General features: G+C 73.7%; 16 protein-coding genes and 1 pseudogene. 8 read left to right on the top strand and 9 right to left on the bottom strand.

Going from position 1 to position 19098, the window contains the following annotated elements; translation table 11 throughout:
- Positions 1–162: 162 nt before the first annotated feature.
- The 3 genes from IG74_RS0121970 (at position 163) to IG74_RS0121960 (ending at position 2866) form a co-directional block, all read left to right on the top strand.
- Positions 163–1719: an MDR family MFS transporter gene (locus tag IG74_RS0121970; protein ID WP_030679862.1), complete on the top strand. Its 1557-nt coding sequence runs from the start codon at positions 163–165 to the stop codon at positions 1717–1719.
- 192 nt (positions 1720–1911) lie between these two features.
- The gene (locus IG74_RS0121965; RefSeq protein WP_037825876.1) at positions 1912–2349 is read left to right on the top strand and encodes a helix-turn-helix transcriptional regulator; all 438 of its coding nucleotides are present in this window, start codon (positions 1912–1914) and stop codon (positions 2347–2349) included.
- A gap of 73 nt (positions 2350–2422) precedes the next feature.
- On the top strand, positions 2423–2866 hold the full coding sequence (locus tag IG74_RS0121960; protein ID WP_030679857.1) for a VOC family protein: 444 nt from the start codon (positions 2423–2425) through the stop codon (positions 2864–2866).
- A gap of 19 nt (positions 2867–2885) precedes the next feature.
- Here the strand turns inward: IG74_RS0121960 and cseC are convergent, their stop codons facing one another.
- From cseC to IG74_RS0121935, 5 genes are all read right to left on the bottom strand, one after another.
- The gene (cseC, locus tag IG74_RS0121955) at positions 2886–4364 is read right to left on the bottom strand and encodes a two-component system sensor histidine kinase CseC (protein ID WP_030679854.1); all 1479 of its coding nucleotides are present in this window, start codon (positions 4362–4364) and stop codon (positions 2886–2888) included.
- Positions 4365–4378: 14 nt separating this feature from the next.
- Positions 4379–5092 (bottom strand): two-component system response regulator CseB, encoded by a 714-nt coding sequence (gene cseB / locus IG74_RS0121950; RefSeq protein ID WP_030679851.1) that lies wholly within the window; start codon positions 5090–5092, stop codon positions 4379–4381.
- Between the two features lie 47 nt (positions 5093–5139).
- Complete coding sequence (locus IG74_RS0121945) at positions 5140–5727, bottom strand: hypothetical protein (RefSeq protein WP_037825869.1); 588 nt, start codon at positions 5725–5727, stop codon at positions 5140–5142.
- Between the two features lie 89 nt (positions 5728–5816).
- Positions 5817–6356 carry a SigE family RNA polymerase sigma factor gene (locus IG74_RS0121940; protein ID WP_030679845.1) on the bottom strand — a complete coding sequence of 180 codons (540 nt, stop codon included), beginning with the start codon at positions 6354–6356 and terminating at the stop codon, positions 5817–5819.
- 266 nt (positions 6357–6622) lie between these two features.
- On the bottom strand, positions 6623–7555 hold the full coding sequence (locus IG74_RS0121935) for an A/G-specific adenine glycosylase (protein ID WP_030679842.1): 933 nt from the start codon (positions 7553–7555) through the stop codon (positions 6623–6625).
- A 371-nt stretch (positions 7556–7926) separates the two neighbouring features.
- On the opposite strand from IG74_RS0121935, the gene IG74_RS0121930 reads away from it, so the two are divergent.
- Entirely contained in the window at positions 7927–9528 is a 1602-nt protein-coding gene (locus IG74_RS0121930; protein WP_234334405.1) for a sensor histidine kinase, read from the top strand.
- The gene (locus IG74_RS0121925; RefSeq protein ID WP_037825868.1) at positions 9525–10211 is read left to right on the top strand and encodes a response regulator transcription factor; all 687 of its coding nucleotides are present in this window, start codon (positions 9525–9527) and stop codon (positions 10209–10211) included. Before IG74_RS0121930 ends, IG74_RS0121925 begins: the two co-directional genes overlap by 4 nt.
- A gap of 412 nt (positions 10212–10623) precedes the next feature.
- On the opposite strand, the pseudogene IG74_RS0121920 reads toward IG74_RS0121925, so the two are convergent.
- Positions 10624–11253, bottom strand: a pseudogene (locus tag IG74_RS0121920) (phosphatase PAP2 family protein); the annotation flags it as partial.
- Positions 11254–11460: 207 nt separating this feature from the next.
- On the opposite strand from IG74_RS0121920, the gene IG74_RS0121915 reads away from it, so the two are divergent.
- A complete protein-coding gene (locus tag IG74_RS0121915) occupies positions 11461–12291 on the top strand; it encodes a hypothetical protein (protein WP_030679822.1) in 831 nt (276 codons plus the stop codon).
- A gap of 148 nt (positions 12292–12439) precedes the next feature.
- Here IG74_RS0121915 and disA read toward each other — a convergent pair whose 3' ends face one another.
- Both disA and radA read right to left on the bottom strand, forming a co-directional pair.
- A complete protein-coding gene (gene disA / locus IG74_RS0121910) occupies positions 12440–13564 on the bottom strand; it encodes a DNA integrity scanning diadenylate cyclase DisA (RefSeq protein ID WP_030679820.1) in 1125 nt (374 codons plus the stop codon).
- 89 nt (positions 13565–13653) lie between these two features.
- On the bottom strand, positions 13654–15063 hold the full coding sequence (radA, locus tag IG74_RS0121905) for a DNA repair protein RadA (protein ID WP_030679816.1): 1410 nt from the start codon (positions 15061–15063) through the stop codon (positions 13654–13656).
- Between the two features lie 226 nt (positions 15064–15289).
- Between radA and IG74_RS0121900 the strand changes: the two genes are divergently transcribed.
- On the top strand, positions 15290–17083 hold the full coding sequence (locus IG74_RS0121900) for a BACON domain-containing protein (RefSeq protein WP_030679813.1): 1794 nt from the start codon (positions 15290–15292) through the stop codon (positions 17081–17083).
- Between the two features lie 18 nt (positions 17084–17101).
- Here IG74_RS0121900 and IG74_RS0121895 read toward each other — a convergent pair whose 3' ends face one another.
- The gene (locus IG74_RS0121895) at positions 17102–18079 is read right to left on the bottom strand and encodes a hypothetical protein (RefSeq protein ID WP_030679810.1); all 978 of its coding nucleotides are present in this window, start codon (positions 18077–18079) and stop codon (positions 17102–17104) included.
- Positions 18080–18150: 71 nt separating this feature from the next.
- Here IG74_RS0121895 and IG74_RS0121890 point away from each other — a divergent pair, with 71 nt between their 5' ends.
- On the top strand, positions 18151–19083 hold the full coding sequence (locus IG74_RS0121890) for a Ppx/GppA phosphatase family protein (RefSeq protein ID WP_030679806.1): 933 nt from the start codon (positions 18151–18153) through the stop codon (positions 19081–19083).
- The last annotated feature ends 15 nt before the right edge of the window (positions 19084–19098 follow it).

The following is a 19098-nucleotide window of genomic DNA, read 5'->3' as shown; positions in this document are numbered from 1 at the left end:
CTCCTCCGCTGCCCCCAGGTGACGCGCCTTTGCGACCTCTTGGGACTTGCTTGACGACCGGCTAGCTAACTTGCTTGACGCCCGGCTAGTTAGGGGTCTACCTTCCCTCAGTGTAATCAACTTGCCGGGCGGCAAGTAAGTAGTCGGGGAGCGGGGAACACCATGGCGAGTGCGGTAGCGGTCAAGCCGGGAGGCAAGGAACGGGCGGTGGAGGAGCCGCCCCAGCGGAGCGTGCGCGTGGTGATCTTCGCGCTGATGGTCGCGATCCTCCTCGCGATGCTCGACAACATGATCGTGAGCCCCGCGATGCCGACGATCGTCGGTGACCTCGGCGGCCTGGAGCACCTGTCGTGGGTGGTCACCGGGTACACCCTCGCGACCGCCGCCTCCACGCCGATCTGGGGCAAGCTCGGCGACATGTACGGGCGCAAGGGCGCCTTCCTGACCTCCATCGTGATCTTCCTGGTCGGCTCCGCGCTCAGCGGTCTCGCCCAGGACATGGGGCAGCTCATCGCCTTCCGCGCGGTGCAGGGGCTCGGCGCGGGCGGCCTGATGGTCGGCGTCATGGCGATCATCGGCGAGCTGGTGCCGCCCCGGGAGCGCGGCAAGTACATGGGCATGATGACCGGCGTCATGGCGGTCGCGATGATCGGCGGCCCGCTCGTCGGCGGCACCCTCACCGACCACCTCGGCTGGCGCTGGGCCTTCTACATCAACCTGCCGCTCGGCGTCGTCGCCCTGTTCATGGTGAGCGCCGTGCTGCACCTGCCGAAGAAGCAGGCCACCGGGCGCATCGACTACCTGGGCGCGGCCCTGCTCACCGTCGGCATCACGTCCTTCGTCCTGGTGACCACCTGGGGCGGCACCGAGTACGCCTGGGGCTCGGCCGTGATCATGGAGCTCATCGGCCTCGGCGTCGCGGCGCTCGTCGGCTTCTACTTCGTGCAGCAGAAGGCGGCCGAACCGCTCATGCCGCTGCGGATCTTCCGCAACCGCAACTTCACGCTGATGGCCGTGATCAGCTTCCTGACCGGCTTCGTGATGTTCGGCGCGATGCTCTTCCTGCCGCTGTACCAGCAGTCCGTGCAGGGCGCGTCGGCCACCAACTCCGGTCTGCTGCTCATGCCGATGCTGCTCGCCATGATGGCCGTCTCGAACGTCGCGGGCCGCTTCACGACCTCCACCGGCAAGTACAAGGTCTTCCCCATCGCCGGAAGCGTCCTGATGGCCGTGGGCCTGGCCCTGCTCGCCCAGATGGACACCGAGACCTCCCGGCTGACCTCCGGGATCTACATGGCGGTCCTCGGTGCCGGCATGGGCTGTCTGATGCAGATCACCATGCTCGTCGCGCAGAACAGCGTCGAGATGAAGGACATGGGCGTCGCGTCCTCGTCGGCCACGCTGTTCCGCACCCTCGGCTCGTCCTTCGGCGTCGCCGTCATGGGTGCGCTGTTCAACAGCCGGGTGCAGCACGAGATGGCCGAGCGGGCCGGTGCCGCGGGCGGCAAGGTCACCGAGCAGTCCGCGCAGCTCGACGCGGCGAGCCTCGCCAAGCTGCCGGACGTGGTCCGCGACGCCTACCAGCACGCGGTGTCGTCCGGGACGCACGCCGCGTTCGTGCTCGGCTCGGTGATGGCGGTGGCCGCGCTGCTCGCCGCGGTCTTCGTGCGGGAGACACCGCTGCGGGGGTCCGCCCCCGCCGCGCCCGCCGACCACTAGACCGGCCGGGAGCGCGGACGGGGACTCCGCGCGCGGGGCGGGAGCGACGGCCGCGGAGCCGTCCGAGCGGCCGCCCCGCACCTCGGCCCACCACGGCCTCCGGCGCGACCGCGCCGGGGGCCGTGGCCGTCCCCGGGACCGGCCGGGGGGCCGTTGTCAGTGCCGCGTGCCAGCATCGGAGCCGTGGAGAAACTGCGGCAGCTGCGTCGGGCCAAGGACGCGATGGATCGGGACTGGGCCGATCCTGACCTCGACCTGGCCGCGGTGGCCGCGCACGCCGGTTACTCCCGCTTCCACTTCATCCGCGCCTTCAAGGAGACGTACGGCGAGACCCCGGGCCAGTACCTGTCGCGGCGCCGCATCGAGCGCGCCGAGGACCTGCTGCGCTCGGCCGACCTGGCCGTCACGGAGGTGTGCTTCCTGGTGGGCTTCGCCGGGGTCGGCACCTTCTCCGCGACCTTCAAACGGCGGACGGGCCTGACCCCGGGCGAGTACCGCGCCAAGCACGTCGGCCGCGGCACCGCTCTCATACCGGGGTGTTACGCGCTGCTGTGGGCCGGTGCCTTCCCGAGCCGCGCCGGTGGCCCGGACGCCCCGGCAGCCGGAGCCGAGCAGGACCGCAATTCTTGAGAAGCGGCGCACCGGACCCCCTGCCTACGGTGGCCTGGCAAGCCGGACATCCCCCCGCGCACAGGAGCACACCATGATCAAGGGACTCGCCATCTCCACCCTCTGGGTCCTCGACCAGGACCGGGCCAAGGAGTTCTACACGGAGAAGCTGGGCCTGGAGGTCCGCACGGACATGACCCTCGGCGAGGGCGGCATGCGCTTCCTCACCGTGGGCGCCAAGGGCCAGCCCGAGGTCATGCTGGCGCTGATGGTGCCGGGCGGCGCGGGCATGGACGCCGATTCGGCCGAGGCGCTGCGGAAGCTGGTCGCCAAGGGCGTGCTCGGCGCGGCCCTGCACACCGACGACATCCACGGCGACTACGAGAAGCTCAAGGCCCGGGGCGTCGAGTTCCTCCAGGAGCCCCAGGAGCGCCCGTACGGCACCGAGGCGATCTTCCGCGACGACTCGGGGAACTGGTTCTCGTTCACCCAGGAGCGGGAGGGCGGCCTCGACCTGGACAAGGACTGGGGCTGCTGACCCCGCCGCCCGCCCCGGCTCACATGTGGTCGGGCAGCTGGAGCATCGGGTAGCTCCCGGTGTTCGTCGGCGCGTGCTCCGGCAGCCACAGGACCGCCACGGCGCCCTCGGCGGGCCCGTCGGTCGACGCGCCGGGCGGGCGTACGTTGCGGAAGGTCAGGCGCGCGCCGAGCACCCGCGCCTGGCCCGCCGCGATGGTCAGGCCCAGGCCGTGGCCGCGGCCCGCGCGGTCCGCCGAGCCGGTGCGGAAGCGGCTGGGGCCCTCGGCGAGCAGCGCCTCGGGGAAGCCGGGGCCGTGGTCGCGCACGCGCACCACGCGGCCCTCCACGCTCACCTCGATGGGCGGCTTGCCGTGCTTGGCGGCGTTGGTGACCAGGTTGTACAGGATGCGCTCCAGACGGCGCGGGTCGGTGGTGACCTCCGACTCGTGCACCACGGCCACCGCCACCTCGACGGGCAGCGCGGCCATCCGCCGGCTCACGAACTCGCCGAGCATGATGTCCTGCAGCTCGGCCCGCTCCGACGCGGAGTCGAGCCTGGCCACCTCCAGGACGTCCTCGACGAGCGTGCGCATCGCCTGCGCGCGGTCCTTGACCAGCTCGGTGGGGCGGCCGGGCGGCAGCAGCTCGGCCGCCGTGAGCAGCCCGGTCACCGGGGTGCGCAGCTCGTGCGCGATGTCGGCGGTCACCCGGCGCTCGGCCTCGAGACGCTGCTTGAGCGCGTCCGCCATGGCGTCCACGGCCCGCGCGAGGTCGTCGGTCTCGTCGCGCACGACGCCGCCGATGGCGTCGCGCACGGACACCTCGGTCTGGCCCTGGGCGACCTCGCCCGCGGCCGTCGCCGCCTTGCGCAGGCGGCGCGCCATCTGGCCGCCGATGAGCACGCCGATCGCGCAGCCGCCGAAGACGACCGAGATGGAGCCTATGACCAGCGCCTGGTCGAGGTCCTTCATGATGGTGGCGCTGCGGTCGGTGAAGCGGGTGTGCACCGACAGGACGTGGCCGTTGCTGAGCGGCACGGCCGCCCAGATGTCGGGCGGGCCCTCACCGCGCTCCTGGACGTAGGTGGCGCGGCGCCCCTTGAGGACCTGGCGGCGCAGCTCCTGCGGCAGCTCCGGGTCGTCGACCTTGGTGCCGAAGATGGTGGTGGTGCCGCGCGCCTCGTAGTTGCGCTGGGCGATCTGGACGCGCTCGTCCTGGAGGTCGCGCGCGTTGTCGAGCATGGACACGCGGGCGGCGTTGTGCACGACGAGGCTCAGGGCGATCGCGACGAGCGCGCCGACGAGCCCGATGGCAGTGGCGATCTTCCACCGCACGCCGGTCCGCAGCCGCTGCCCGACCAGGCCGAGCAGCCGGTCCCGCAGCCCCCAGAACCGGCCGCCGCGGCCGCCGGGTCCGGCCCACTCGCCGCGCCCGCGCCGTGCCGCCCCGTTCCCGCGCCCACCCGGGACCGCCGCGCGGGCACCGCTCCGGCGCGCCCGGCGCGCAGCGCCTCGTATCCCGTCCCGCAAGCTCACGCCTTGAGCTTGTAGCCGAAGCCGCGGACCGTCTCGATGCGGTCCTGGCCGACCTTCGTACGGAGGCGCTGCACGTGGACGTCGACGACGCGCGTGTCGCCGCCCCAGCCGTAGTCCCAGACGCGCTCCAGGAGCTTGTCGCGGGACAGGACGGTGCCGGGGGCGGAGGAGAACTCGAGCAGCAGGCGCATCTCGGTCGGCGTCAGGGCGACCGGCTGGCCGCCGCGGCGCACCTCCATGCCCTCGGTGTCGATCTCCAGGTCGCCGAAGGTCAGCACACCGCCGTCCGCGGGCCCCTGGTCCTGGGCCGCGGGCGCCGCCGTGCCGGAGCCGCTGGCGTGCCCGAAGCGGCGCAGGACGGCGCGGATGCGGGCGACCAGGACGGCGCCGTCGAACGGCTTGGTCACGTAGTCGTCGGCGCCCGCCTCCAGGCCGAGGACGACGTCGATCGAGTCGGCCCGCGCCGACAGCATGATCACCGGGACCGTGGACTCCTCGCGGATGCGGCGGCACAGCGAGACGCCGTCCATGCCCGGGACCATCACGTCGAGCAGCGCGATGTCGGGCCGGTCGGCCCGGAACGCGTCGAGACCGAGGAGGCCGTCGGGCATGGCGGTGACCACGAAGCCGTCCCGTTCCAGGGCGAGCTGCGTGGCTTCGCGGATGACGTCGTCGTCCTCGACGAACAGGACATGGGTGTGTTCTGCCATCGGGTGCTCTCAGTTAGGGGTGGTCAAGGTCGGGGTCCGGACGGGGTTCAGTTGTCGCTCGGAGCGGTGGACTCGCCGCCCACCGCGCTGCTGTAGTTGTTGCGGACGCGGCCCCGCTCGGTGAAGTGGTCCGTCGTCCAGCGGTACGTGATGACGTCCTCACCGGTGGGCTCCGCCACCGAGCCGTCCTTGCCGTACAGCTGCTTGCTGACGACCAGGTCGCCACGGTCGATCTCGGCGTAGACGGGAGGCTGCTCGTCGGCGAAGACATTCTCGTACTTCTTGCCGTCCGGGCGATACACGTAACTTCCGATGCCCACGGCGTCACCACAGGTCAGCACGTTCACGACGACGTCGGACGTCGCTGCTCCGGTCAGGTTGCCGTACGAGACGTCCACCGGGTACTCGTCCTCGGTGCAGGGCTTCAGATCCCGCTTCACGGCGAGGCTGACCTTCGGGTCGTTCTTGACGAGCTGGACCGCGTCGACGTTCTTGGGAGCGGGGGACGGGGACTCCGAAGGGGAGGCCGACGCCACGGCCCCGGTGCGCGCCGGGCCCTCGTCACGGGTGCCGGAGCCGCCCGTGGAGCAGCTCGTCACGGCGAGCAAAAGCCCGAGGGCGGCGAGCACGGCCACTGCCGCACTCCCCGCCTTCGGACGCACGTCCGCTGATCTGTCCTGTCCCGCCGACCGGCCTGTTCGGCCGGTTCGGTCGGCCCGGGAAATCAGGCCGCGCAACGCTCCCGCTCCTCACGTTCGAACGCGCGCGCATCGAGGTCGCGGCTCTCCAGCTCCTGGCGGAGCCGGGCGAGCGCCCGGTGCAGCGTGCTCTTGACCGTCCCGGCCGACATGCCGAGGGCGGCGGCCGTCTCCTCCGTGGACATCTGCTCCCAGTGTCGCAGCACGACCACGCTGCGCTGCTTGGGGGCGAGCACCTTCATGATGTCCATCAGCAGGGCGCGGTCCGCGTGCTGCTCGGTGGCGTCGTCCACGGAGGCGTCCGGCAGCTGCTCGGTCGGCACCTCTTCGAGCTTGCGGGCACGCCACCACTCGGTCCGCGTGTTGATCATGACGCGGCGCAGATAGGCGTCCGCGAGCCGCTTGTCGGCTATGCCGTCCCAGCGGCCGTACGTCCGCACGAGTGCCGTCTGCAGCAGGTCCTGCGCGTCGACGGGGTCAGGAACGAGCCGTCGGGCGCTGCGCAGCAGGGCGTCCTGCCGAGTGCGGACGTACTCTTCGAACTCGAGCACCTCGCCGTGCGCCATTCCCAACCGCCTCCGTTCCGTTCGTCCCCGGTTCGCTGACCGCGATCCCTTGCCTGTGCGGTACGGGAATGAAGTTACGGAGGCGTTGTCACGGCGCTGTGCGGAGCAGCCAGCGGCGGACGCACGGCTGTACGTCGGTTGTGTAACAGAAGTAGGGCAGGGGTAAACCTGCAGCTCAATGTGGGAGTGCTTGCCCGTTTTGTCGCCGGGGACTTGTTACGGAGGCCGCGCGGCGGCCGGTGACCCGGGGCGCGGGCCTTCGGCCGTCAGGTCAGCGGGAGCCGGTAGAACCCGTCCGGCAGGGGCTCCACCAGACCGTCGGCGACGAGTCCGTCCAGCGCGCGGGCCCGCTGCACCGGCTCGTCCCACACCCGGTCGAGCGCCGTCTGCGGCACCGGCGTCACGGCCTCGCGGAGCACCGCGAGCAGCTTGCCGCGCACCTGGCGGTCCGTACCTGCGTACGTCTGGCCGCGGCGCGCGGGACCCGCGTGCGCGGGCTTGCCCGCCGCCAGCCACGCGCAGTGCGCGGCGATCGGGCAGCGCCCGCAGTCCTCGTTCTTGGCGCTGCACACCAGGGCGCCGAGCTCCATGGACGCGGCGGCCCAGCGCGCGGCGGTCGCCTCGTCCTCGGGCAGCAGCGCGCGGGCGAGCTTGCGCTCGGCCGCGGTGGTGGCGTTCGGCGGGTACTGCACGCCGGTCACGGCCCGCGCGAAGACCCGGCGGACGTTCGTGTCGAGCACGGCGTGCCGCTGCCCGTACGCGAAGGACGCGACGGCCGCCGCGGTGTACTCGCCGATGCCGGGCAGCGCGAGCAGCTGCGCGTGCTGCGTCGGTACGTCGCCGCCGTGGCGCTCCGTTATGGCGACGGCGGCGCCGTGCAGGCGCAGCGCGCGGCGCGGGTAGCCGAGCCGCCCCCAGGCGCGCACGGCCTCGCCGGGCGCCTCCTTGGCCAGGTCGGCCGGGCGCGGCCAGCGCGCGACCCACTGCTCGTACACGGGCAGGACCCGGCTGACGGGCGTCTGCTGGAGCATGAACTCGCTGACCATGACCCCCCAGGGCCCGGCGTCCGGACGGCGCCACGGCAGGTCACGCGCGTGTGCCTCGAACCAGGCGATGACGGGGGAGTGGAGCCGGCCGTGGGCCGAGGGCCCCTCTGCGGCTCGGCTGTCGGCTGGGTCGGCTGCGAGTGCGGTCGGCATGCCCACGATCCTGCCACGGAGGGCCCGGGGGCCGGGCCAACGGCACGGCACGCTGTGCAGCGCGCTGAACCCCGAGCCCCGCCTCCGGGAGCCCGGTCGCCCGTCGCCGCTGCGCGGCAGCTCTTCCCCCCCCCCCCACCCCTTCACAGGCCAGCCCCGGCCCCTCCGCCAGCCGGCCGAGCGGGCCCAGCGCACCCCCTCCAGCCCGTCCGGCGTTTGAGGGCGAGCGCGGCAGCGCGATGCGGTGACGGGCGGCAGAGGACGACGCGAGGACGGGCGCGGACCGTGACGGAAGGGCGGGTGGGTGGGGGAGAGGAGCCCCTGTCGATCGGCAGGTACAGGCGCGGCCGCAGGCACGTAGCGTCGAGGGGGTGAGAACCCGACGCCATGTGGACGCCCTGCTGTGGCTGGCCCTGGCCATCCCCGCCGCGACGGCCGACGCGATCGGCCTGAACGAGCCGCGCACGGCCTGGCAGCAGCTCGGCGGCCTCGCCGCCCTCGCCGCGGCCGCCGCGATCTGGCGCCGCCGCCCCACCCTGGCGTTCCTGCTCGCCGCGGCCCCCGGCGAGGCCACCGCCCCCTCCTTGTTCACGGTCTCGTACGGCATGGCCCTGGCCGCCTTCGCGTTCCTGCTCGGCAGGCACGGGCCGCGGGCCAGGCCCGCGCTCCTGGCGTTCGCGGCGGTCGCGGCGGCGGGCACCGCCAAGGTGGTGGTGCGCGACGTCGACCCGGTCGTCGAGTGGCTGGTGCTGATGGCCACGCTCCTGTTCGGCGCGGTCTTCCCCTGGCTCGCGGGCCGCTACCTGCGGCAGAGCCGGGCCCTGACCGCGTCGGCGCTCGCCCGCGCCGACCAGCTGGAGCGCGAGCAGCGGATCGTCGCCGACCGCGCCCGGCTGCGGGAGCGGGCCCGCATCGCCCAGGACATGCACGACTCGCTGGGCCACGAGCTGAGCCTGATCGCGGTGCGCGCCGGCGCCCTCCAGCTGGCCGCCGACCTGCCCGAACACCACCGCGCGGCGGCCTCGGACCTGCGCGTGGCCGCGGCCGACGCCACGGACCGGCTGCGCGCGATCATCGGCGTACTGCGGGACGAGCGCGACGAACCCGCTCCCCTCGCGCCGCCCGGCGAGACGGTGGAGCAACTGGTCGCGCGGGCGGCCGAGTCGGGCCTGCGGGTGCGCTACGTCGCGGACGGCACCGAGGAGCCGGGACCGGCGGAGCGCCTCGCCTACCGCGTGGTCCAGGAGGCCCTGACCAACGCGGCGAAGTACGCGCCCGGCGCCCCCGTCACCGTCGCGGCGACTCGCGCGGACCCCCGTACGACGACGATCACGGTCACCAACGGCCCGCCCCGTGAGCCCGGTTCACCCCCCGGCGGCGGCTCCGGCCTCGCGGACCTGCACACCAGGCTGGCGGCCCTGGGCGGCGACCTCGACGCGGGCCCGCACGGCGAGGGCTTCCGGGTGCGCGCGGTGATTCCGGCGGACGCGGGTGTTCCGATGGGTGCGGGCGTGCCGGTGGACGCCGTGCCGCTGCCCGCGGGGACGCTCGCCCACGCCCGGCGCCGCACCGTGCTCGCCTTCGGGGCCGCCGCCGCGACCGGCGCCGTACTGATCGCCGGGACCTTTGGCTGGTACGCGTACACGAAGACGCACTCCGTCCTGAAGCCCGCCGACTTCGCGGCGCTGCGGGTGGGCGCGCCGCAGGCCGACGTCGCGGCCGTGCTGCCGGAGCGCGGCGTGAACGACCCGCCCGTGGAGCGGGCGCCGAGCCCGCCGCCCCCGGGAGCGGACTGCCGCTACTACCGCGCCAGCGGCCAACTCTTCACCTCGTCAACGCACTTCAGGCTCTGCTTCGAGAACGGAAAGCTCGTGGACAAGACAGTGATCCCTAAGGCCGGCGCATCCGGTACATCCGGCACGTCCGGTACATCAGATGTCTCCGGTACGGGCGGCGACGGAGGGCATCGGTGATCCGCGTACTGCTGGCCGACGACGAGGCGATGATCCGCGCGGGGGTGCGGGCCATTCTCACCGCGGGCGACGGCATCGAGGTCGTCGCCGAGGCCGCCGACGGCCGGGAGGCGATCGAGCTGACCCAGGCGCACCGCCCCGACGTGGCGCTCCTCGACATCCGCATGCCCCGCCTCGACGGCCTCGCCGCGGGCGAGGAGATCGTCAGGACCGTGCCGGGCACGGCGGTCGCGATGCTGACGACGTTCTCCGAGGACGCGTACGTCGCCCGCGCGCTCGGCGGCGGCGCCACCGGCTTCCTGCTGAAGTCCGGGGACCCGCACGAACTCATCGCGGGCGTACGGGCGGTGGCGGGCGGGGCCGCGTTCCTGTCGCCGAAGGTGGCCCGGTACGTCATCGACGGGCTCGGCGGGCGGCGCATCGGCCGCGAGTCGGCCGCACGCGCGCGCGTGGCCGGTCTGACCCCGCGCGAGCGCGAGGTCCTCGGCCTGGTGGGGGCGGGTCTTTCCAACCCGGAGATCGCCGGGCGGCTGCACCTCGTCGAGGGCACGGTCAAGGCGTATGTGAGCGCGGTCCTCGACCGTCTTGAGGTCAAGAACCGCGTTCAGGCGGCGATCGTCGCGTACGAGGCCGGGCTCGTCGCGGACGACAGCGCGCGGACCGCTCCGGGCGCCCCTGGCTGACCCCGCCTCACGGGCGGTGCGTCGGGGGCTGCTGGTAGTCGCCCTGGTGGTAGCCGCCCTGCTGGTAGTCGTCCTGGTGGTAGCCGCCCTGCTGGGGGCGCGGGATGTAGGCGTCCGCGCTCTGTGTCGGGTACGCCGGGTCGCCGTACGGGGCCTGGGCGTCATAGGGGGCCTGCGTGCCGTACGGGGCCTGCGTGCCGTACGGGTACGGCGCCGTGTCGTCGTACGAGGCGTGCGGGGCGTACGTGCCGTCAGCGTGGGGCGCGTACGCCGGGGACGCGTCGTACGACGGAGATGCGTCGTAAGACGGGGATGCGCCGTATGTCCCGTACGCCCCGTATCCCTCGCGCGGCGCGGACGAGGGCGCGTCGTACGTCGAAGGCGCCGTGTACGCCGGCGCCGGGGCCGGGGATCCTCCGGACGCGTGCGCCGTGGCCGGGCCGGGGCCCGCGAACCAGGTGACGAGCGCCGCGCGCGACCCCCGCATCGTCTCGGTGACCCGTGCGAGGGGGCGCGTGGCGAGCCGCACCGCGAGGAACGCGACGGCCGCGCCGAGCACCAGGCCGACGGCCACGTCGTGCGGGTAGTGCACGCCCACGAAGACCCGCGAGAAGGCCATGAGGACCGCCATCGGCAGCGTGAGGGCGGCGATGCGCGGCCAGGCGAGCGCGAGCCCGACCGCGGCGGCCCCCGCGATCGTGGAGTGGTTGCTGGGGAAGGACCAGTCGCCGTGCGGCGGGCACTCGACGAGCGGCGTGAGCGCGCCCTTCACGGCCCGGCACGGCCGCTCCTCGTCCACCACGGACTTCGCCGCCTCACTGATCACATACGCGAGGGCCGTGCCCAGGGGCGCAAGGACCGCCACCGCGAACGCGCGGGAGTCCCCGCGCCGGGCCCGCCACCAGGCGACGACGAACAGCGCGCCGAAGAGCAGCAGGCCGAGTTCCGTCCACACCTCGGCGAGGTGCTGCACCCAGCCGGGGGTGTCATGGGCGAACTCGGTGATGTCGCGGTAAAGGCCGGAGGAATCCATGGTGTCCATGATTACGGACCGTACGTAGGGATCTCGAATCGTCACATCCAGCGATGGACCGATATCGGACCTGACGAAAGACAGGGACGGGGAGGGGTGACGGGCCCGGCGCGGGGCGGGGCGCGTGGCCGGAACCGTGATGATGATCCGCAAAAGTTGTGGACCTAGGCGGCGGGTGGGGCCAGAGAACGCGCCGTTCTCTCGTAAGGTTTGGGCGTGGGATCTCTGCGCAATCCGATCGGGCCGCTTCCCTCCTCCATCTACTGGCGTCGGAGGGCCGTTCTGCTGTCCGTGCTCGGACTCCTCTTGCTCCTCGTCGTCTGGGCCCTCGCCTCGGGCGGGGGCGACGGGAAGAACGGTGCTGACGGGTCGTCGGGCAACGGCCCCGCGACGTCCATCACGCCCGGCCCCTCGGGCTCGGGCCCCGCGATCAGCGAACACCCGGGCGGCCGGGACGAGTCGGAGGGTTCCGGCGGTTCCGGCGGCTCCGGTGGTTCCGGCGGTTCGGACGGCGACGGTGACTCCGGTTCCGGCGGCGGCTCGGGCGAGGACTCCGGCGGCGCCGGGGACGGCTCCGGCTCCGACGACGGCGCGAAGGGCGGCGGCGGCTCGGGCAACCGGCTGCCCGCGGGCTCCACGCTCCCCAACTGCGCCTCCGGCGCGGTGAAGTTGAAGCTGCGCAGCCTGCGCAACGAGTACGGGGCCGGGCAGAAGCCGAAGTTGCAGCTGACCGCCGTGAACACGAGCGGCAAGGCCTGCAAGGTCGACCTCGGCGCCAAGGGCGCGATCCTGACGATCACTCAGTCCGGGTCGGGCAAGGAGATCTGGTCCTCCGACGACTGCCCCGCCGCGGGCGGTACGAGCCTGCTCTTCCGGGTTCCCGCTGACGGCCGGGTCTCGCACGTCGTCGAGTGGGACCTGAAGCCGAGCGCGCCCCAGTGCGCCACGCCTCCGCCGGGATCGGCGAAGCCGGACACCTACCTGGTGGAGGCCAAGTCCGAGACCCTCGGCTCGGACCGCGCGTCCTTCGTCCTGACGGCCGACTGACGCCCCGGTGGCGCCCCGTTAGGGGCGCGGGGAACTGCGCGGCCAGCCACGACGTGCCCGCAGCCGATCGACGGCGCAGCGCGGCACTTCCCGCCGCGAAGCGGCACGGGCCACCGGGGCTCAGCCGGTGACTGCGGCCCGCCGGAGGCTAGACGTAACGCTCCAGGATCGACGACTCGGCGAGCCGGGAGAGGCCCTCGCGCACGCTGCGGGCGCGGGCCTCGCCGACGCCGTCCACCGTCTGGAGGTCGTCGACGCTCGCCGCGAGCAGCTTCTGGAGGCCGCCGAAGTGCTCCACCAGGCGCTCGATGATGGCGCCGGGCAGCCGGGGAACCTTCGCGAGGAGCCGGAAGCCGCGCGGGGAGACGGCGGAGTCGAGCGTCTCGGGCGAGCCCGTGTAGCCCAACGCGCGGGCCACCGTGGACAGTTCGAGGAGCTCGGCGTGGGTGAGGGAGTCCAGCTCGGCCAGCGCCTCGTCGACGGTGCGCGAGCGCTTGGCCGTGGGCTCGGGGACGTAGTCCCGGACGACGAGCTCGCGCTCGGGCTCGACGCCCGCGATCAACTCGTCGAGCTGGAGGGCGAGGAGACGGCCGTCGGTGCCCAGCTCCACCACGTACTCGGCGATCTCGGTGGCGATGCGGCGCACCATTTCGAGGCGCTGCGCGACGGCGGTGACGTCCCGCACGGTCACCAGGTCCTCGATCTCCAGGGCGGAGAGCGTGCCCGCGACCTCGTCGAGCCGGAGCTTGTACCGCTCCAGGGTGGCGAGGGCCTGGTTGGCACGTGACAGGATCGCCGCCGAGTCCTCCAGGACCCGGCGCTGACCGTCGACGTACAGCGCGACCAGGCGCATCGACTGGGACACGGACACGACGGGGAAGCCGACCTGCTTGCTCACGCGGTCCGCCGTGCGGTGCCGGGTGCCCGTCTCCTCCGTGGGGATCGTCGGGTCGGGCACCAGCTGGACGCCCGCCCGCAGGATCTTCGACAGGTCCGACGACAGGACGATGCCGCCGTCGAGCTTGCACAGCTCGCGCAGCCGCGTCGCGGTGAACTCGACGTCCAGGACGAATCCGCCCGTGCACATCGACTCGACGGTCTTGTCGGAGCCGAGGACGATGAGACCGCCCGTGTTGCCCCGCAGGATGCGCTCCAGGCCGTCCCGCAGGGCCGTGCCCGGCGCGACGGCGCTCAGCGAGGCGCGCATCAGGCCGTCGGCACCGGAGCCGCCACCGGGCTTGCCGGGAACCCCTGCCCGGTCGTTGGCTGCCACTGCACTCCTCCGGTCGCAGGTTTCCGAGGCTCGGCCGACCCCCTGCCGTACGCCTGAGTTCGTACGGATGGGCGAGACCAGGGCAAAGTCTACCGGCGGTCCTCCTCCTCCCGTGGGGCCTCTCGGCGACGCGATCTCGGAAGGACGCGCAGCGCGTCGCCCATGTCGGCGACTTCGGTGACCTTCATACCGGGCGGGACCTTCCCGGGATCGGCCGGTACGAGCGCGTGCGTGAAGCCCAGGCGGTGCGCCTCGGCCAGTCTGCGCTGCACCCCGGTGACCCGTCTGACCTCGCCCGCGAGGCCCACCTCACCGATCGCGACCAGGTTCTTCGGCAGCGGGGTGTCGCTGGCGGCGGAGGCGAGCGCGAGCGCCACGGCGAGGTCGGCGGCGGGCTCGGACAGCTTCACGCCGCCGACCGTCGCGCTGTAGATGTCGCGCTTGCCGAGCGCGCTGATGCGGCCGCGCTGCTCCAGGACGGCCAGCATCATCGACACCCGGGACGTCTCCAGGCCCGACGTGGTGCGGCGCGGGGACGGGATCTGGGAGTCCACGGTGAGCGCCTGGACCTCGGCGACCAGCGGGCGGCGGCCCTCCAGGGTCACCGTCAGACAGGTGCCGGGCACGGGCTCGGCGCGGCGGGTGAGGAACAGGCCGCTGGGGTCGGCGAGCCCGATGATGCCCTCGTCGTGCAGCTCGAAGCAGCCGACCTCGTCCGTCGCCCCGTACCTGTTCTTGACGCCGCGGACCAGGCGCAGGCGCGCGTGCCGGTCGCCCTCGAAGTGGAGCACCACGTCCACGAGGTGCTCCAGGAGGCGGGGGCCCGCGATCGCGCCGTCCTTGGTGACGTGGCCGACCAGGAGCGTGGACATGCCGCGCTCCTTGGAGGCGCGGATGAGGGCCCCGGCGACCTCGCGGACCTGCGCCATGCCGCCGGGCGCGCCGTCGATCTCCGGGGACGCGACCGTCTGCACCGAGTCCAGGACGAGCAGCGAGGGCTTCACCGCGTCCAAGTGGCCGAGGACCGCGGCCAGGTCGGTCTCCGCCGCCAGATACAGGTCGTCGGCGAGCGCGTCGATGCGGTCGGCGCGCAGCCGGACCTGGCTTGCCGACTCCTCGCCGGTCACATAGAGCGTGCGGTGGCCGTCCGTGGCCGCCTTCGCCGCGACGTCGAGCAGCAGCGTGGACTTGCCGACGCCGGGCTCGCCCGCGAGCAGCACCACGGCGCCGGGCACCAGGCCGCCCCCGAGGACGCGGTCGAGCTCGGGCACGCCGGTGGAGCGCGCGGTGGCCTGGCGGCCGTCGACCTGGCCGATGGGCAGGGCGGAGGTGGTCACGCGGCCGGGCGTGGTGGTGCGCACCGCGGGCGCGCCGTACTCCTCGACCGTGCCCCAGGCCTGGCACTCGGGGCAGCGGCCGAGCCATTTGGCCGTCTGCCAGCCGCATTCGGTGCAGCGGTACGACGGACGGTCCTTGGCGGTTTTCGTACGGGCAGCCATGGAACGAAACCGTAGCGGCCGCCACTGACAACGCCGCCAGGCCGCGCCACCGCGGGCCACCCCGGCCCGCCAGGGCCCACAATCGCGCCCCTCCGGGGCGGCCTGGGTCGAACAGACAACGGAATCGTGGCTTCCTGTCCCCTTTTGAGGGATCTGTTCACCCGTAAGGATTAAATGTGCTCAAGGGGGAGGAAGCCCTCTGCATCATGCGCCTAACTTCGCACGGGTGATGAGCAGCAGTCCGGAAGTCCCCACGCACACCACCGGCGCGCACCGGACCTATGCGGGCCCCCGCAATCGTGTGGTGCCGCGCACGGTTTCGCAGGCGCCCCCCGCCCGCTACGAACCGTTCCTGGACGGCCTGTTCACGTACTGCCTGTCCGTCCTCTGCGACCACGACACCGCCACCACCGCCCTCGGCGACGTCCTCGTGCTCGCCGAGCGCCGGGGCGCCCGGCCGGACGGCGACACGCGCGCGTGGCTGTACGCGCTCGCCCGCTGGATGTGTCTGCGCGCCCTCGCCGAGGCCCGCAAGAGCGGCCGCCAAGGAGCGCACGCGGCCGGCTCGGGGAAGCAGGGCAAGCCAGGGAAGCAGGGCAAGCCAGGGAATCCGGGTCCGGGGAGTCCGGGGAATCCAGGGAAAGCGCAGCCCGCGCCCCCGCACGCCGCCGACCCGCCGCCCGCGGACGACGCCGAGCGCGCCCGCCGCCGCGAGCTCGCCCAGCTGGCCTGGCCCGAGGCCGCCGGGACGACGCCCGAGCAGCGCGAGGCCCTGGAGCTCGCCGTCCGCCACCAGCTCGCGCCCAAGGAGGTCGCCGCCGTCCTGGGCCTCGACCTCACGGCCGCCCGCGAACTGCTCGCGTCCGCCGCCTGCGAGGTGGAGCGCACCCGCGCCGCGCTCGCCGTCGTCGAGACCGGCACCTGCCCCATCGTCGCCCGCCTCACCGGCGACAACCAGGTCCTCCTCGGCACCGCCCTGCGCCGCGAGCTGGTCCGGCACGTCGACGACTGCCCGCGCTGCCGCCGCACCGCCGAGCGCGCCGCGTCCGGCGCCTGGCCCGGCACCGCCGTCACCCCGGCCGCGCTGCCCCTGATCGAAGCCCCGCGCGCGGCTCTGCACCACGCCATGGCGCACGCCCCGCGCGCCCAGCGCAGGGCCCGCGGCGGGCCCCGCTTCGACCGGCGCGGCTTCCCCATGGACCCCAAGGACCACGCCGCCCGCCGGGAGCGCTTCCGCGCGCGTGCCGTCACGACCACGGTCGTCGCCACCGTCGTGGCCGCTCCCGTCCTCGCCCTGTGGGCCGCCTACCGGGGCGCGCCCCTGACCGGCGAGGGCAGCGACGGCCGCGCGTCCAGCGCCTCCGAGGCCGAGGACGGCGGCGGCCGGGACGGCTCCCGCGGACGGGACAGCTACGAGAACGCGGGCAACGCCAGGACCACCCCCGACCCCCGCTTCGCCGCCGGGCGCGGCGGCCCCGGCGTCTCCGTGGAGGTCATCAGCCCCGGCGCCCCCGCGGCCCCCGGCGCCGGACGCGTCGGCGTCCAGGCCCGGTCGAACGGCGGCGTCACCCTCATCACGCTGACCGCGTCCGGGAGTTCGCCGGTGCGCTGGTCCGCGAGCACCGGAGCGCCCTGGCTCGTCCTGAGCCAGTCGTCGGGAACGCTCGCGCCGGGCGATTCGTTCACGATCCGGGTGTACGTCGACGACGACCGCGAGCCGGCCGGCCACTGGAGCGCGCGCGTCACGATCGCACCCTCGGGAGCCGTCATCTCCATCCAGGGGTACGGCAGTTCCCGGCCCAGCCACCCAGGACCCCGCCCGACCCCGACCCGCCCGGGACCGTCGGACCCGGACCCGGACCCGACGCCCACGCCCAGCGGCGACGGCGACCCGACGCCCACCCCGCCCGACCCCGACCCGACGCCCACGGACCCGGCGCCCACCGACCCCACGCCGAGCCCCTCGGACCCCGGCTCCACGCCCCCGCCGAGCGGCGACGGCGGCCCGGGCCAGGGCTGAGCGGTGCGCGGGGCCCGGTTAAGCGCGCGGCGGGTCCGCCGGGTGCGGGGCGAGCAGCGGCAGCTGCGACGCGAGGCGCGCCTCGCACAGCTCCACCAGCCGGTCGTAGCCCGCCTTGCCCATCAGCTCGACCAGCTCAGGACGGTAGGAGACGTACACGGGATCGCCCGCCCCGTGCGCCGAGGTCGCCGACGTGCACCACCAGTGCAGGTCGTGGCCGCCCGGACCCCAGCCCCGGCGGTCGTACTCCCCGATGGACACCTGGAGGATCTTGGTGTCGTCCGGCCGCTCGATCCAGTCGTAGGTCCGCCGCACCGGCAGCTGCCAGCACACGTCCGGCTTGGTCTCCAGCGGCTCCAGGCCCTCCTTGAGCGCCAGGATGTGCAGCGAGCAGCCCGCGCCGCCCGCGAAGCCCGGGCGGTTCTGGAAGATGCACGAGCCGTTGTACGGCCGCGTCTGGCGCTCGCCGTCCTCGTCCTCAGCCACCCAGCCGGTCTCCCGGCCCACGTCGTGGTGCTGCCAGATGTCGGGCGTGAGCCGCTCCACGAACCCCGCGACCCGCTTCTCGTCGTCCTCGTCCGAGAAGTGCGCGCCGAGCGTGCAGCAGCCGTCGTCGGCGCGGCCCGCCTTGATGCCCTGGCAGCCGCTGCCGAAGACACAGGTCCAGCGGGACGTCAGCCAGGTCAGATCGCAGCGGAAGACCTGCTCGTCGTCCGCCGGGTCGGGGAACTCCACCCAGGCGCGGGGGAAGTCGAGGCCCTTCTCGTCGTCGACCGGCACGGTGCCCTCCGCCGTCCTGCGGAGCTTCCGCACGGCCTTGTCGGCCTTGCTGGCCTTGGCTTCCTTGCCCGTCTTGGGCTTCTTGCCCGCCTTGCCGGTCTTCTCGCCCTTGCTGCCGTCCGCGCCGCCGCGCGCGGGCGGCGCCGACAGGTCCGAGGGCTCCGATGAGCGCGCGGACTTCGTTTTGTCGGCCTTCGCCTTTTTCGTCTTTGGCACGCCTCCAGGGTATGCGCGCTCACACCCGCCCCGGGACCAGCGAAAGCCGCGGGCGCAGTAGCGTTCCGTATATGAGACTCGGTGTCCTCGACGTGGGTTCGAACACGGTGCATCTGCTGGTGGTGGACGCCCACCCCGGCGCGCGCCCGCTGCCCGCGCACTCCCACAAGGCCGACCTGCGCCTTGCCCAACTGCTCGACCCCGCGGGCGCGATCGGCTCCGACGGCGTCGACCAGCTCATCGCCACGGTGCGTGACGCCCTCCAGGCCGCCGAGGACAAGGGCGTCGAGGACCTGCTCCCGTTCGCGACCTCCGCCGTGCGCGAGGCCACCAACGCCGACGACGTCCTCGCCCGGGTGCGCGCGGAGACCGGCGTCGACCTCCAGGTCCTCACCGGCGAGGAGGAGGCCCGGCTCACCTTCCTCGCCGTCCGCCGCTGGTTCGGCTGGTCCGCGGGCAAGCTGCTCGTCCTCGACATCGGCGGCGGCTCCCTGGAGATCGCGTACGGCATGGACGAGGAGCCCGACGCCGCGGTCAGCCTGCCGCTCGGCGCCGGGCGGCTCACCGCCGCGTGGCTGCCCGAGGACCCGCCGGAGCCGGGCGACGTCCGGGCCCTGCGGCGGCACGTACGGGCACAGATCGCACGGACGGTGGGGGAGTTCGCCCGCTTCGGCAGCCCCGACCACGTCGTGGCCACCTCCAAGACCTTCAAACAGCTCGCCCGGCTCGGCGGCGCGGCCCGCTCCACCGAGGGTCTGTACGTGCAGCGCGAGCTGAAGCGGAAGTCCCTGGAGGACTGGGTTCCGCAGCTCGCCGCGATGACCACGGGGGAGCGCTCGGAGCTGCCCGGGGTGTCCGAGGGGCGGGCCGGGCAGCTGCTCGCGGGGGCGCTCGTCGCCGAGGGCGCGATGGATCTCTTCGGCGTCGAGTCGGTGGAGATCTGCCCCTGGGCCCTGCGGGAGGGCGTCATCCTGCGCCGCCTGGACCACTTGCCCCCGCCCTGACCCTCGCGGGTGCGC

The organism is Streptomyces sp. NRRL B-1347, assembly GCF_000720325.1.
In the GTDB taxonomy this organism is placed as follows: domain Bacteria; phylum Actinomycetota; class Actinomycetes; order Streptomycetales; family Streptomycetaceae; genus Streptomyces.
The sequence above is the reverse complement of the archived record's forward strand: the minus strand, read 5'-3'. Positions and strand labels throughout refer to the sequence as shown.

Bases quoted from the DNA above. Each gene is read 5' to 3' on its own strand.
- IG74_RS0121970 (WP_030679862.1), top strand. From the start codon at position 163: ATGGCGAGTGCGGTAGCGGTCAAGCCGGGAGGCAAGGAACGGGCGGTG.
- IG74_RS0121960 (WP_030679857.1), top strand. From the start codon at position 2,423: ATGATCAAGGGACTCGCCATCTCCACCCTCTGGGTCCTCGACCAGGAC.
- cseB (WP_030679851.1), bottom strand. From the start codon at position 5,092: ATGGCAGAACACACCCATGTCCTGTTCGTCGAGGACGACGACGTCATC.
- IG74_RS0121940 (WP_030679845.1), bottom strand. From the start codon at position 6,356: ATGGCGCACGGCGAGGTGCTCGAGTTCGAAGAGTACGTCCGCACTCGG.
- IG74_RS0121935 (WP_030679842.1), bottom strand. From the start codon at position 7,555: ATGCCGACCGCACTCGCAGCCGACCCAGCCGACAGCCGAGCCGCAGAG.
- radA (WP_030679816.1), bottom strand. From the start codon at position 15,063: ATGGCTGCCCGTACGAAAACCGCCAAGGACCGTCCGTCGTACCGCTGC.
- IG74_RS0121890 (WP_030679806.1), top strand. From the start codon at position 18,151: ATGAGACTCGGTGTCCTCGACGTGGGTTCGAACACGGTGCATCTGCTG.